This is a genomic window from Paenibacillus vulneris, assembly GCF_039543185.1.
GTDB classification, from domain to species: Bacteria; Bacillota; Bacilli; order Paenibacillales; family NBRC-103111; genus Paenibacillus_S; species Paenibacillus_S vulneris.
Genome location: NZ_BAABJG010000015.1, coordinates 323859 through 338329, shown reverse-complemented (window position 1 = coordinate 338329; position 14471 = coordinate 323859). Strand labels below are relative to the sequence as shown.

Here is a 14471-nt window from a genome sequence, read left to right as displayed (position 1 = left end):
ATGAAACGCAAACAAGGTACGATCCCACTGCTGTATATCGCACACATCCTTCTGGGGTTAGTGATTTTGCTCCCTCTGGGGTTTGCGCTGGTCTCATCACTGCGGCCTTTGGACGAGATCTTTCGCTATATGTCTCCAGTATCTTGGAGAACGTTTGTTCCGACTGAAATTACTTTTGATGCTTACATCTCCTTATTTGTAGAAAGAGGCTTTGGACGAATCTTCTTTAACACGTTTTACGTTTCCATTGTTAATGTTGTCATCGGCTTGATTATCGCTTCGATGGCAGCCTTTGCTTTTGTCTATTTCGAATTTAAAGGAAGAAATTTATTGTTCTTCCTCGTTATTCTGACTTTTATGATACCGTTTGAGGTTATCGCGATCCCTTTATACGGCCTGGTTGACAGCCTGGGGTGGATTGATACCTACTCCGGCATTATTGTTCCCGGGTTGGCTAATGGTTTGGTTATTTTCCTTTACCGGCAATTTTTCCTTGATCTTCCTAAGGCGCTTATCGAATCGGCCCGTATCGACGGAGCTTCATGGTTCAAAATTTATGCGGGAATCATCCTGCCGTTGTGTAAGCCTGTAACGGTAAGTGCCGGATTATTAATCTTTATCCATCAGTGGGAATCCTTTATGTGGCCGTTGATTGCAACCCGGTCGAAAGAGTATAAAGTCATCCAGGTTGCGTTGAGCGATTTTGTCACCGAGTTTGCAACCTATTGGAATGAAATGTTTGCCGGCATCATCATAGCCGTAATCGTGCCTGTCCTTGTTTTGCTGCCGCTGCAGCGTTATTTTGTCAACGGAATCGCAAATACAGGGTCGAAGGAATAGTTCCATGAATGGAAGCGGCAAATGAAATCGGGTGCAGTGGAAAGTTCAATATCCGCTAGGCCTATGGGAGGTAAATTCAATGGGAAACATAGTGGTCGTTGGAAGTATTAACATGGATTTTGTATGTTATATTCGAAAGCTTCCACATCCGGGAGAAACGGTTCAAAGCTACAAAACGGACACGAAATCTGGCGGTAAGGGAGCCAACCAGGCTGTTGCGGCAGCTCTTTCGGGCGGAAATGTTACTTTAGTCGGGGCGGTTGGTAATGATTTTTACAGCAGAGATATCCTGTTTGCCATTAAAAAGTACAAAGTAAATACAGATCGGGTCTTATGGAAGGATAGCGATATTGGTACAGCCTTTGTTGTTGTAGATGAGTCAGGCCAAAACAACGTTTTCCTAAGCGAAGGCGCGAATGGGTGCTTGACGGTTAAAGATTTACAAGGGCTGCCGGAATTGTTCGACTCCACATCGATATTACTTGTACAGAACGAAATACCGTGGGCCTGTACGCGATACGCACTTGAAACTGCAAAGCAACGGGGGGCACAAACTTATTTCAATCCTGCACCCGCACTAGAGATAGAAGAGGATGTATTTCCATTAGTAGATGTAATGATCTTGAACAAATCCGAGGCCGAATTCATTACTTCAATACGACTAGAGGAAGATTTATCGAACGTCAGACAAGCCGCCAGGCAAATTATTGATTTAGGGGTCAAGGAAGTTATCATAACGTTAGGCGAGAAAGGGTCTCTCTATATGAACGGCCAGGAAGAAGTTGTCTTTACGTCAGCTTATCCTGTCCATGTCGTGGATACAACGGCTGCAGGCGATACGTTTATCGGTTCTTTTATTGCGGCCAGGCAACAAGGTATGACGATTAAGGATGCTTTGCAGCGAGCTAGCGCCGCTTCAGCTATTGCGGTGTCCCGTGCCGGAGCCCAAGAATCAATACCCAATACTGAGGAAGTCATCAACTTCTTAAATGAACATAGCCGTTCTAGAGGAACATTGGCAGTATATTAATAAGTTTGGTGGCAGATTAATGAACCCCGTATCTTAGGACAGTGGAGATCGTAGGGTATCCGGCGTACAGAACAACCAGTTACGACTGGATAATATGCTGTACCTTCAGAACGAAAATTTCGTTGTTGTGAAATAGGAACCGTCAGTCTAAAGAAGACTGGCGGTTTTTTGTGTGTAAACCGCCGAAATCCTGCAGCGATAAAACCATTATTGCTTGTTGTAGTCATCAAGGCCTTTCTGCATAATCACGATCATATCATCCACGTGCATGCTCTTCAGCTTCGCGACGTAGGCATCCCAATCCTGCTCAATGCCGCCTTGGACGACCCAGCGAATGAATGTCTGTCTTACATAGTCCCTAACGTTCATCTGCAATTGCGTCAGTTTGTCGCGGTCGTCTGCCGAATAGGCGACATAGTCTGGGAAAAACTTGTCAAGCGGCGCAACAATAGGCTCGTACATCTTAACAGCTTGAGAACGGTTATTATTGCTATTTCCCGGTAAGAAGCGGAGCTTGGAGGCTAAGTCTGGTGTGATCGCCGAAACTGCATCCACATTAGGGACTCCACCATCGTTTGCGATTTCCGGCAAGATGTCATAAGTACCGTCACTATTTTTTTTCGTGCCTGCTCCAAACAATCCGTAAGTTTCCTGCACAGACCAATCGGGATCAGCCAGCAGGTCGGCCAACCGGGCGGAGGCGATAGGATACTTATTATTTTTGAATAGGGTGAACTGATTAGTGCGGACAATCCATGTTTGTCGTCGATACAACTGCTCTTGGGTACCCTCAGCTTTGGGCGGAAGCATCGGCACATAAACGTCGGGATTAGGATTGCCGTAGGCTGCAATGGCACCGACCATTTCCGGTGTGGCTGCCAACTTGGCATAATAAGCGCCCCAGTCGTCCGTAAATACTTCGGGTGGAATCAATCCTTCCTTATACAATCGGTGCAGATAAGCCAGCGGCTTTTTGATATCCGGGTTAAGAGCCTGGAAACGGACTTTGCCGTTCTCGACCGACACATAGTTATCGTCTGGAACCAGGATGCCGAAGGAACCGCCGTATAAATCCAATTGACCTCCTACATATTGGTCCCATCGAAAATAATAAGGGATCATGTCTTTTGGAATGACCCCGACTCCAGCGTTCGCCTTGAATTGTGCCAGGACAGATGCAAATTGCTCGGTTGTTGCCGGAACCTCCGCGCCGATCTGATCCAACCATTTCTTGTTGATCAGCCATTGGTCGCGTATGCCCAAATAAACGGGATTTTGTTGAATAAGTCCTAAGCTGTAAATGCTCCCGTCTGGGGCAGTCATCGCTTTTTTGGCCGCCGGGTTTGACTCAAGCACTTTTATCCAATTAGGTGCATATTGCAGCAAGCTTGAAAAAGGGATAATATCCCCGTTGTTTTGAGCAATAGTAATTTGATACGGAGACGCATCGGAACGCAGTAACAGATCGGGATACTGACGGGAGGAGAACATTAAATTCAATTTATCCCTATTATCGACGGAGACTTGCTTAATATCGAGATGAATTCCGCTCTTTTTCTCCAGTTCCTGAAAAAACTTGGATTGATTGTAGTCGCCTTTATAGGAAGTAACAACAATGGTTTTCAATGTAATGGGCTGATTGACAATGGGGTATCCCGTCAAGTTGACGGTGACACCGTTCTCTATGATTTGGTTACCGTTCGTTTCTTCATAGCTGCCTGAAGCATTGTTGGTATTTGAAATGTCCGATGGTTTGCATCCCGATAGAAAGATGGCATTCCATAATGAAACGATTAGAAGCAACCGGGCTTTATTGTTCACACACACTTACTCCTTTCACAGAGGTTCATCCGTTGATTCAATTAAATATCCTAACCATAACAAAAAGAACATCGATAAGTAAATATGCCATTGTAGAGGCATTGGTCATTGTTCTAAAAGGGCATTTCCATGCTGGATGAAATATACAATCAATGAAGGATATGCTATATTGAATACACAAACCCGTGAAAGCGCAAACAATTTCGAACAGGATTCTGAGAAAGCATATAAGTGAGTACAAGAGAGTAAGAGGCTATCAAAGCGGGGTGAAATTATGTTTTGGCCACAACGAAATGTTTTGCAAACAAACCGGTTGTTTCTGCGCTATTTGTTATCGTATATGCTGGTATTGGCTATTCCTCTCTCGATTATCGTCATCCTGGTTTACAATTATTTCTTCCATATGTTGCAGGAAGAGGTAATCAAGAACAACGTTAATATTCTCCAGCACGTCGTAACTTCCGTAGATCATCAAATCGCGGGGATGAACACGATTGCCTACCAAATATATAACAATCCGGACCTTACTACGCAGCAAATCGGCGATGGCCCGTATAATACTTCCAAAGGGATTCGCCAATTAAAAAGCTATATTTCCGGAAATAACTTTATAAGCGATACTGTCGTTTATTACAAACAATTGAATAAATTCGTTTCTTCGACGCGGACTTATACGTTAAAAGAATTTTTGTCAGCCTATTATGGCGATACAATTTCGGAGGAGCAATTTCAAGCCGTAGCCCGGGATATTGACGGCAATGGGGTATGGGTACCGGATGGTGCAAGCGGAGGAGAAATGGGTCATGTCGTAAGCTATCTTATTCCCAATAGCTCGAATTACGATAAACGCATGGTATTGTTTATTATCAAACAGCATGCATTTGAACAAATGATGAGCAGCAATAAAGGCAATATCCTGGCAATAAATCCAGAGCGCAAGATCGTCGCCGCTTCGAAGGAGAGCAATCGTCCTCAAGAACAGGATTTAATGGCTATCATTCAACCTAACCAGGTTGAACATTCTGTCATCACGAAATTCGGTTCCTCTTCCCATTTCGTCTCTTATATCCAGTCCCCAGAAACCGGCTGGAGCTATTTTATAGTCATGCCTGTAAAAGAAGCGATGAGCCAAGTCTATGCCGCCAAGAATGCTTTCCTTGGAGCACTTCTTGTTATTGTACTAGCAGGTGGTACGGTCATCTTGTTCAATATGCGCTTAAACTATCGTCCCATCCGCCAGCTTCGTTTGTTTGCCGAATCGGAAACAGGTAGCGTAGCAGAAACCGGAAATGAGTTTGAAGCGGTACGAATGACGATTAACCGGATCAATCAAACGAATAAAATTTTGAAAGATCAGGTCACAAGCAATCGTAGTGCCGTCAAAGAATATCTATTGTCCCATTTGCTCAGTGGGATTTTCCCGAATGCAGAATCGTTTAACGAAAAAGGCAGCGATTTTGGCCTTTCCTTTAGCCTGCCATTTTTTCGCGTCGTCATCTTTTCCGCAGCTGCTTTGGAACCGCAGCAGAGAGAGAGGGCTTCCATGCTTCAAGAGCTATTGGAACAGGCGATACCTGACGAAATTGAAGGCTATGTCCGTTTAAATATCGACAATCGGTTGATTCTTATACTTGCCTGCGGCCGGGAATCGGATCGTCAAATGCTGCATGATACTTTAACGCATATGCAGCAGCTCTTAACAAATGAGCTGCACTCTCATATTGCGATTGGTGTAGGTAACCCGTACGAGGCAGCAGGACAGGTCGGCAAATCGTGCCTGGAAGCCTATACGGCACTTGATTACCGATTGGTCAAGGGAACGGATCAAATCATTTACTTTGAAGACATCCGCATTGCCGCCGTATCTGATTTTCCTTACCCGGTAGATGAACTAAGAGCGCTGGAATTGTCTATCATAGAAAGTAATACGGAACGAATCTCCTTCATTGTGGAGGAACTGGTGGACAAAATTACCCAGTACGACATCCCGTTGTTCGAAGCTCGTTGCCTCTGCTATGATATTATCAATACGGTGCTGAAAGCTATGCAGCAGATTAATAAAAAGTTCATTGGCCTGGACAAGGGAGCTATAGATGTCCTATCCCTAGCCCAATTTGAAACGGTAAAAGAACTTGGGCAAAGTATCACTGTTGTTTGTCAAACTCTGTGCAAATATATTCAAGATACTCGTGAGAAGCATGATGACGAGTTATTGAAGCAATGGGTCGCGTATATAGACACGAACTATCACGATATAAACTTTACAGTCCAGAACATGGCCGATCATTTTAATATGTCTCTTTCCAACTTAAGCTATTATTTCAAGAAATGCTCTGGGCAAAGCATTTCCGATTACATCAATTATCTGCGTATTGAAAAAGCCAAACAGCTTTTAAGCTCGACCGAGAAGCCCCTTATCGAGATTATTTCTGAGATTGGTTACTGCGACGTTTCCAGTTTCGTACGGAAGTTTAAGAAGGAGGTCGGGACGACTCCGGGGGGGTTTCGCAAATACAACAATATTTAAACGGTTTATACTTCGCCATAGAAGAGGACTGGATGAACCGGCTTCCGGTATAACGCATCATCGATGTGTTGTTCGGAAGCCGGTTCTTTTGTTGCGGGAAATGAACAGAAGATTATGCCATCCGTCAGAGGCTTCATCTAAGAAAATATAGGTTTTGTTGCTTGAGCAAATAGGCTTTGCTTAAGAATGGCATATCGTCATTTAACGGCATATTTACGTTCCGAGCCTGCATCTGCTAGTTTGAAAAGGCGATCGATTCGTAATATGCATATGCAAACGATTACATTGTTCACGTAATTTTTCTGCGGAAGGTACAAATGAGCGGACATTATTTTCACGAGCTCATGGAAGGACGAGAGAGGGCCTGTATATGTTCCTGTGATGCCATCGAAAAAACATGCTGAGGAGGTATGGGGCATGACCGATGAAAAAGATTCAAAGGAGAAGTTAACCCGTAGAAAACTTCTTGCTTCAATGGGCATGGCGGGAGCCGCAGCGCTTCTATATGGAGTATCGGCCGGAGGAGCAAATGCCAGGGAATCTTCATCCGTCACCGATTCCGTTTATGGAAACCATGGTGATTCAGAACATACGCCAGGCAGTTTTATCCGTGCCCGCGGCGTTTTTAGACCCAAGGTACGGATCACGCAGGAGTGGGAAGTATTGGAATTCACTACACCAGCCGGTGTCACAACCGGATATCGGTGGGCTGGAGCACGACCGCACACGACTACTTCAGATAACCCGCTTGCTGACGGAGGTATTGGCGTAAATGCATGGGTAGCTGTATATCAGACCGGTCTTGATAAATCATTGGCCCGTATCAGCGGTGCAAGTCTTGTCGGTGGGGCCAAGCCGATCTGGCGTGTTATTGATTCCGATTTGTGGCTCACGGATCCGACGGCTGCAGTCAAGTATGTTCTGGTATTGGCAGCCGAGAAGGGTGGGACAGTGCTGCTTCCCGCCGGTACGTACGACTTTACAGCATCAGGAGGGAATATAGACCTACCTCCAAATGTAATTATTTGTGGAGAAGGGGTTGGCGTTACCAATCTACTGTGGAATGGTGCCGGATACTTGTTCCGTTACTGGAGAGATTCGACTACCTGGAGCGGCGCAGTCGGAACCAGTCATGCCATTGTAGATTTATCCATAAACGGAGGCATCAATCCAAATTCGATTGCGATTGAAATCTCGGATACATATGGGTTCAAGCTTCGCAATGTCAGTATGTACGGTTTTACTGGCGGTGATGGCCTTGTATTACATACCCGTAATTTCTGGGTTGAAGGAACGACGTTGGAAAATGTCTCTATCAGTAACTGTAAGCGTCATGTCGTATTCAAACGTCAACCGGGCACATCCAACATGCCATCGTATGGTTATACTACGTTCCGCAATGTCTCCCTAAATGTTCGGGACGGTCAGATTGGGATGCTAGTCGGTGACAATACTTATAACAACGCCCAGCATGAAATTTATAATGCAATATTGGAAGTGAATATTTGGACATCAGGCGGCTCGATCGGCATTGGCTTTGGAAAAAATGGCACTATTCGTGACTCCAGCGGTATGTTCAGATGCGAGACGCCGCCGGAGGGAGCGGGGTTTACCGGCAAATTCATTCAAATCGATGATCCGGAAACGTCCGGAATTATTAATTTCGACGGGCCGGTAAGAACCTCTCATTTAAGCAAAGCGGAGGATTGGAAAAATACATGGCGTGATCTGAGATACCAAAAGCTGCGGGATATAGGTGAACCTAAGCCCGGTGTACAAAACTATGCGCAATGGTTTCGGGTGTGTCGTATAGGAAAGGATAAATCGTTATTCAGCGGTCGTGTCAGAACTGTTACGGATTATGGCAAAGCCTCTTACCGTACAGCATCAGCCGAATTTGCTTTCGGAGTTCGAGGCAATGAGGCCGGAGGATTTAGACCGGTATTTACGGTAGATGGAGACGGATTTAACGGATCGGGGGATTTATTCGCGAAATTTGCTGTATATGCCGACGCGGCCTCCAATTACTGGTTATACTTCCGCCGTCCCAAATATACGAACTACTGCGTGTTCGAGTACACATACGACTTGTATCCGCAAGGCACGTACGAATACTGGGATAAGGTAGATTCGCCGGAGACGGATACAACTTTGACCAAAGTGTGGGACTCTGTATCGTATCCGTCACAGTCTTCCTATATAGGTGATGAAATTGTATTTACGGGGCAGCGGACTATCGTTACGGTAAATGGCGGTAATGTCACTTATTATGTCCCCCACCTGTTAGGCATTGCCCCTGAGTGGTATATGGCTTCAGCGTTGTCAGCCGATGCCAATATGACTGGTATTTCTTCGGTTACCGCAGATAAGAGCAACATCACGATCACATTCAAATCCGTGACACCTGCCGGGACCGGAAACATCATGATTGCAGTAGAGTGGGGGCGGAAGCAGTTTAACAACCGGTTCCGGCCATCGTGATCGAACAACACAATACAGGAAAAAAGGGGTTACGAAACATGTTGAAGGATGGCGTCTGGCCTACAATGATTACTCCGTTTACGGAAACCAAAGAAATCGATTACGAAGCGCTGGAGCAGCTGATCGAATGGTATATCGCCAATGGCGTCGACGGCTTATTTGCGGTATGCCAATCGAGCGAAATGTTTCATTTATCATTGGCTGAACGGGTTCAGCTGGCCCGGTTTGTAGTCGAACAGGCGGCAGGCCGCGTTCAGGTCATCGCCTCGGGACATATATCGGATTCGCTAAAGGATCAGGTGGAAGAAATAGGTGCCATATCGGAGACAGGGATCGATGCTTTTGTCATCGTCAGCAACCGGTTAGCCGGAAAGGAAGAATCCGACGACATTTGGAAGCGGCATGCCGAGCAGCTGCTGCACCAAATCCCTGAGACGAGCTTCGGGATCTACGAGTGTCCGCATCCTTATAAGCGGCTGCTAACTCCCGAGCTGCTTCGGTGGTGCGCGGATACGGAGCGGTTCCTGTTTTTGAAGGATACCTGTTGTGATCCCGATCAGCTTACAGCCAAACTGAACGCCGTTCAGGGGACCCAGCTAAAACTATTCAACGCAAATGCAGCCACTCTGCTGATGTCGCTGCAGGCCGGGGCATCCGGCTACAGCGGCGTGATGGCTAATTTTCATCCCGATCTGTATGTCAGCCTGATGAGGCTAGCTCGAAGCCGACCTGAAGTTGCTGCCAGGCTGCAGCAATTCCTCGGATTGGCATCAAGTATTGAACGACAGCCTTATCCTCTAAATGCCAAATATTATTTGGGCTTGGAAGGCTTGCCCATCCAATTGCAGGCTCGTTCAAGCAATGCCGTAAGCTTAACCGCTTCGATGAAGCTGGAAATTGAGCAGCTGAGAGGTGTAGAACAAGAGATTCGAACCATGGCTGAAGCCGCTGTATTGTAAGACTATCTATTTATTCTAGGGGGACTATTCGATGGGGAATAGAGTTGTTGCCGGCATACTAAGTACCGTGCTCATCGGTGGAACATTGATCGGCTGCACGGATACAAAGCAATCCGAGAATGAAGCTGAACGTGAGATTTCCGATAGCACTAAGCTGGATGGAGGAATAACGAACGCAACGGGATATCCGATCACCAAAGAACCGATTACTTTAACAGTAGGAATCGCGTACGGCGCCCATATGGGGGATATCACCAAGTACAGCATATGGAAAAAAATAGAAGAGAAGACGAATATTAAGATTAACTTGAAAGTATTCAGCGATGTAGAGAAAACAAACTTGATGTTCAGCAGTCGCGACTATCCGGATATCGGGCTGAGAATGGACGCTTCGGATCAGTCCATGACCGATGCTATCGAAGCCGGAGATATTATCGGTATCGATAAATTGCTGCCCTATACCCCAACATGGCAAAAGTTTTTTGATTCAAACCCCGGCTTGAAGCTTCAGGCGATGATGCCGGACGGCAAATTATACGGCTTTCCTTATGCGGTTATTAATGAAACTTCCTATAATTTGCGTGATCAATGGTTTATCAACAAAAAATGGCTAGATGAGCTCGGACTTCAGATCCCAAAGACGACGGAAGAATTCAAAAGCGTACTCTTGGCTTTCAAAAATAACGCAGGAAAAGGCTCGATTCCTAAAAACGTCATCCCATACTACGCTCTATACGGCAGTAGCATCGGCGGTCAGTTTGACATTTACGGAACATTTGGCGTGTATACCCCCGGCAGCTACTTTATTGTGGAGGACGGCAAGTTCAAATCGCAGGCAACGAATCCCGACCTGAAAGAACCGATCAAATATATGGCCGATTTATATAAAAATGGACTGATGGTTCCGGAAGCCTTCACCGATGACTGGGGAAAATATACAGCGGCTGTTTCATCCAATCCTCCATTAGTCGGATCAATGACCTCTTTCTTGGATCAAGGGCAAAATAGCACGGATGGCAAATGGTGGTACCCAATGGCACCTCTGAAGTCGCCTAATGGCAAGGATCCATATATTCGCCGACAAACGAAAAGCATTTGGCCGAGAAACTTCGTTATCTTCAAAAACAACAAGTATCCAGTTGCATCAGCAAGACTAGCGGAGCTGTTGGCTGATCCGGAGTGGTCTTTATCGGAAAACTATGGAAGTCAAGGTGTGATGTGGAAGAAAAATGCAGAAGGCAAATATGAGTTATTGACGCCGGCGGCCGAGGTTGCAGATGCGGATAAGGGGCTAGGTAACTACGGTATAGCGCTACTTGACGAAGATATGTTCAATAACAAGATCGTCAACACCAATTTTACAAAAGAAGGTACTCGAGAATGGGCGTATGTAAATATTTACAAGAAATTTTTGCCGACCAAAGAACTGAACTTTCCTCCCTTGCCAAGCGGATTACTGAGTGAGACGGAAAAGCTGAGAATGGCCGATTTAAGTAAATCAATCAATGATTACATTAAAACGACGATTGCAGGCTGGATTTCTGGAAAAGGAAGCATCGATGCCGAATGGGATGCTTATACCAAAAAGTTGAAAGATCTTGGGCTGGATGAGTACATGCAGCTGAATCAAAAACAACTAGACGCTGCAAACAAGCTTAGAAAATAGTTTGGTCCTTAAGGTCCGCATTGGTAGTAAGGAGATGAAAGCGATGAATCCGGAACAAGTTATAGCTACGCGTACTTCAGTTAGATTGTTCAGTAAAAAGCTGCTTAAGGTCAAGGAAAATATCGGCCTATACTTTCTTGTGCTTCCAGCACTGATCTATGTCATTCTTTTCGACTATGTTCCTTTATATGGAGTGCTGATTGCCTTTGAGAACTTCAAGCCTATCAAGGGAATATGGGGTAGCGAATGGGTGGGGCTATATCATTTTCAACGGTTATTTAAATTGGATCTATTTTGGGTGCTGATCAAAAACACATTATCTTTAAGTCTTTACTCCTTGGTTGCAGGATTTCCAGCTCCTATCATCCTTGCGTTGGCACTACATAGCGCTGCAAGCAAGAAAATAAAGCATATCGTGCAAACCGTTACGTATGCGCCTCATTTTATTTCGATGGTCATTTTGGTGGGAATGTTGAATGTTTTTCTTTCACCCAGATTAGGAATCGTCAGTCAACTGCTTAATTCTATCGGGGTTATCGACGGGCCGCTTATGATCTTGACGAATCCGGATGCATTTGCACATCTGTACGTCTGGTCGGGCATTTGGCAGGGAATGGGCTGGGGAAGCATTATATACTTGGCTGCGCTATCGGGTGTTGACCCTTCATTGCATGAAGCGGCTACCGTGGACGGCGCCAATAAGTTTCAAAGGGCTTGGTATATCGACATTCCTTCCATTATGCCGACCATTGTAACCCTGTTGATCTTAAACTGCGGGGGCATATTGGGGGTCGGGTTCCAAAAGGCTTTTCTGATGCAAAACTCCTTGAATTTGCAAACCTCGGAGGTCATCTCGACTTATGTGTATAAGGTTGGGCTGCTTCAATCCCAATTCAGCTTTTCTGCTGCAGTCGGGCTGTTCAACTCAGTTATTAATTTAGTCATGCTGCTTACCGTCAATAAATTAGCCAAGAGATTAGGCCAGTCCGGCATTTTCTAAGGAGGGACCCATGAGCATCGTTGTGCGCAGAGGCAGGGCTGATAAGATCTATGATATTGTTAATTTTACCTTTTTGGCCGTACTATTCATCATCGTGCTATATCCGCTGTATTTTGTTGTTATCGCCTCCTTCAGTGACCCGTCTGCTGTTGGTACGGGGAGAGTCTTTTTATTCCCCAAAGGGTTTAATTTAAACGGGTATGAATTGATTTTTAACTATAAACAGCTGTGGATCGGTTATAGGAACACCGTATTGTATACGATAGGAGGGACGTTACTTAGCGTCTCTCTGACGCTTATGACCGCCTATGCATTCTCACGGAAAGATATGGTCGGACGGGGATTTATCGTGACCCTGTTCATCATTCCCATGTTCATTCACGGAGGCCTTATTCCCACCTATTTGCTTGTACGAAATTTGCATATGCTGGATAATCCGTTGACTGTCATTATTCTGGGCTGCGTCAGCATGTGGAATATCATCATCACACGAACTTTTTTTCAATCCACCATCCCTCACGAGCTGTTCGAAGCTGCAAAAATGGACGGATGCGGAAACATCAGCTATTTTACGAAGGTTGTTTTACCGCTTTCCAAGGCGATTATTGCCGTATTGGTCGTATTCGCTGCGGTCGGACAGTGGAATTCATTTTTCAATGCTCTAATCTACCTGAACGATAGAAACTTGATCCCTCTCCAATTGGTGCTGAGAGAAATCCTGACAAGTCAGACGCAAATGATGCAGCAGCTTGAAATGGGAATTGGAGATCAGGATATGGCTCAAAAAACGTTTCTGGCTGAATCAGTCAAATATGGAATTATCATCGTTTCCAGCCTGCCAGTGCTATGTATTTACCCTTTTGCCCAAAAATATTTTGTCCAAGGAGTCATGATCGGCTCGCTTAAAGGATAGGAGGTAGTTAGATATGAAACCGCTTGCGGACGAATTTATCAAAATATATGAATCGAGTGAGCCGTCATCTGTTTATTGCTATAGCCCGGGTCTCGTTCGGCTTGCCTCGGGGAGACTGGTGGCGACCATGGACCTGGGAGGTCCAGGTATGAAGCAACCCATCGGAAAAATATTCACGTCGGATGACAAAGGGAAAACATGGGTTCATCGAGGGGATTTTCCGTTTGGCCACGCGAGGCCTTTCGTTGCGGGCGAATCCCTCTATATACTAGGCCATCATGGAGATCTAGCGATCATTCGCTCCGATGACGAGGGAGAATGCTGGACGGAACCGGTATCACTGACGAATGGAGAGCAGTGGCATCAGGCGCCATGTAACGTTCACTATGCGAATGGCTCTGTATATTTGGTCATGGAGAAGCATCTTTATGGCAAGATCGAAGTTTGGGGTGTCGGTGAATTGGCGCCTGTCCTGATGCGTGGCCAAACGGATACGGACTTGACGAAGGACAATAGCTGGACGTTCGCTTCTGAGCTCGCCTTTTGTGACGCCGTTCCTGCTGAGGAGCTGGATTATTTCGGAGTTCCGTTCTTTCACACTGATCCGAAGCGGTATATTGATCTTGCACCGGGCAGGGGATGTGCACCAGCAGGGTGGCTAGAGACCAATGTGGTACAGTTTGTAGATCCCGACCATTATTGGCATGATCCGAGCGGACGAACGTTCCATTTATGGATGCGATCTCATACGGGAGGCAGTGGCTATGCCGCCATTGCCAAGGTCGTCGAGCAGGAGGACGGTTCGATGATCACAAAGCTGGAGCAGGTTCCTTCGGGGAAACGGATAGTGTACGTTCCTTGTCCGGGAGGGCAAATGAAATTTCACATCCTCTATGACGATGTGACCCGTCTTTATTGGCTGTTGAGTACGCAGGCGACCGATAGTATGACTAAAGCGGAACGGCTGCCAGCCGACCGTTACAATCTGCCGAACAATGAAAGGACGAGGCTGCAGCTGCATTTTTCCAAAAACTGCATCGATTGGTGCTTTGCCGGACTAGTCGCGGCAGGGCCTTCGGCCAGGCAGTCCCGTCATTATGCAGCTATGGCTATTGACGGGGAGGACCTCCATATCCTCAGCCGGTCTGGCGATGAGCTGGCTTACAGTGCGCATAACGGCAATTTTATCTCCTTTCATACCGTCAAGCATTTTCGCGAACTCGTGTACTGAAGC

10 protein-coding genes are annotated in these 14471 nt (G+C 45.9%); 9 read left to right on the top strand and 1 reads right to left on the bottom strand.

Annotated features, from left to right (window positions below; genetic code table 11):
• Positions 1 to 840, top strand: coding sequence for a carbohydrate ABC transporter permease (locus ABEA66_RS15115; protein ID WP_079913263.1), 840 nt, complete (start codon positions 1 to 3; stop codon positions 838 to 840).
• Positions 841 to 919: 79 nt separating this feature from the next.
• Positions 920 to 1870 (top strand): ribokinase, encoded by a 951-nt coding sequence (gene rbsK / locus ABEA66_RS15110; protein ID WP_345588499.1) that lies wholly within the window; start codon positions 920 to 922, stop codon positions 1868 to 1870.
• 207 nt (positions 1871 to 2077) lie between these two features.
• On the opposite strand, the gene ABEA66_RS15105 is transcribed toward rbsK, so the two are convergent.
• Positions 2078 to 3691 (bottom strand): type 2 periplasmic-binding domain-containing protein, encoded by a 1614-nt coding sequence (locus ABEA66_RS15105; RefSeq protein WP_345588497.1) that lies wholly within the window; start codon positions 3689 to 3691, stop codon positions 2078 to 2080.
• Between the two features lie 274 nt (positions 3692 to 3965).
• Between ABEA66_RS15105 and ABEA66_RS15100 the strand changes: the two genes are divergently transcribed.
• From ABEA66_RS15100 to ABEA66_RS15070, 7 genes are all read left to right on the top strand, one after another.
• On the top strand, positions 3966 to 6218 hold the full coding sequence (locus ABEA66_RS15100) for a helix-turn-helix domain-containing protein (RefSeq protein ID WP_345588495.1): 2253 nt from the start codon (positions 3966 to 3968) through the stop codon (positions 6216 to 6218).
• A gap of 417 nt (positions 6219 to 6635) precedes the next feature.
• The gene (locus tag ABEA66_RS15095) at positions 6636 to 8699 is read left to right on the top strand and encodes a hypothetical protein (protein WP_345588493.1); all 2064 of its coding nucleotides are present in this window, start codon (positions 6636 to 6638) and stop codon (positions 8697 to 8699) included.
• Positions 8700 to 8737: 38 nt separating this feature from the next.
• Entirely contained in the window at positions 8738 to 9658 is a 921-nt protein-coding gene (locus ABEA66_RS15090; protein WP_345588491.1) for a dihydrodipicolinate synthase family protein, read from the top strand.
• Positions 9659 to 9689: 31 nt separating this feature from the next.
• On the top strand, positions 9690 to 11324 hold the full coding sequence (locus tag ABEA66_RS15085; protein WP_345588489.1) for an extracellular solute-binding protein: 1635 nt from the start codon (positions 9690 to 9692) through the stop codon (positions 11322 to 11324).
• Between the two features lie 43 nt (positions 11325 to 11367).
• Positions 11368 to 12324, top strand: coding sequence for an ABC transporter permease (locus ABEA66_RS15080; protein WP_345588487.1), 957 nt, complete (start codon positions 11368 to 11370; stop codon positions 12322 to 12324).
• 10 nt (positions 12325 to 12334) lie between these two features.
• The gene (locus tag ABEA66_RS15075) at positions 12335 to 13237 is read left to right on the top strand and encodes a carbohydrate ABC transporter permease (RefSeq protein WP_345588485.1); all 903 of its coding nucleotides are present in this window, start codon (positions 12335 to 12337) and stop codon (positions 13235 to 13237) included.
• 13 nt (positions 13238 to 13250) lie between these two features.
• A complete protein-coding gene (locus ABEA66_RS15070; RefSeq protein ID WP_345588483.1) occupies positions 13251 to 14468 on the top strand; it encodes a sialidase family protein in 1218 nt (405 codons plus the stop codon).
• Positions 14469 to 14471: the final 3 nt, after the last annotated feature.

What these genes read in the sequence shown, in the direction of transcription:
- ABEA66_RS15075 (WP_345588485.1), top strand. Translation starts at nt 12,335, where the DNA reads ATGAGCATCGTTGTGCGCAGAGGCAGGGCTGATAAGATCTATGATATT.
- ABEA66_RS15070 (WP_345588483.1), top strand. Translation starts at nt 13,251, where the DNA reads ATGAAACCGCTTGCGGACGAATTTATCAAAATATATGAATCGAGTGAG.
- ABEA66_RS15090 (WP_345588491.1), top strand. Translation starts at nt 8,738, where the DNA reads ATGTTGAAGGATGGCGTCTGGCCTACAATGATTACTCCGTTTACGGAA.
- ABEA66_RS15115 (WP_079913263.1), top strand. Translation starts at nt 1, where the DNA reads ATGAAACGCAAACAAGGTACGATCCCACTGCTGTATATCGCACACATC.
- ABEA66_RS15080 (WP_345588487.1), top strand. Translation starts at nt 11,368, where the DNA reads ATGAATCCGGAACAAGTTATAGCTACGCGTACTTCAGTTAGATTGTTC.
- ABEA66_RS15085 (WP_345588489.1), top strand. Translation starts at nt 9,690, where the DNA reads ATGGGGAATAGAGTTGTTGCCGGCATACTAAGTACCGTGCTCATCGGT.
- ABEA66_RS15095 (WP_345588493.1), top strand. Translation starts at nt 6,636, where the DNA reads ATGACCGATGAAAAAGATTCAAAGGAGAAGTTAACCCGTAGAAAACTT.
- ABEA66_RS15100 (WP_345588495.1), top strand. Translation starts at nt 3,966, where the DNA reads ATGTTTTGGCCACAACGAAATGTTTTGCAAACAAACCGGTTGTTTCTG.
- rbsK (WP_345588499.1), top strand. Translation starts at nt 920, where the DNA reads ATGGGAAACATAGTGGTCGTTGGAAGTATTAACATGGATTTTGTATGT.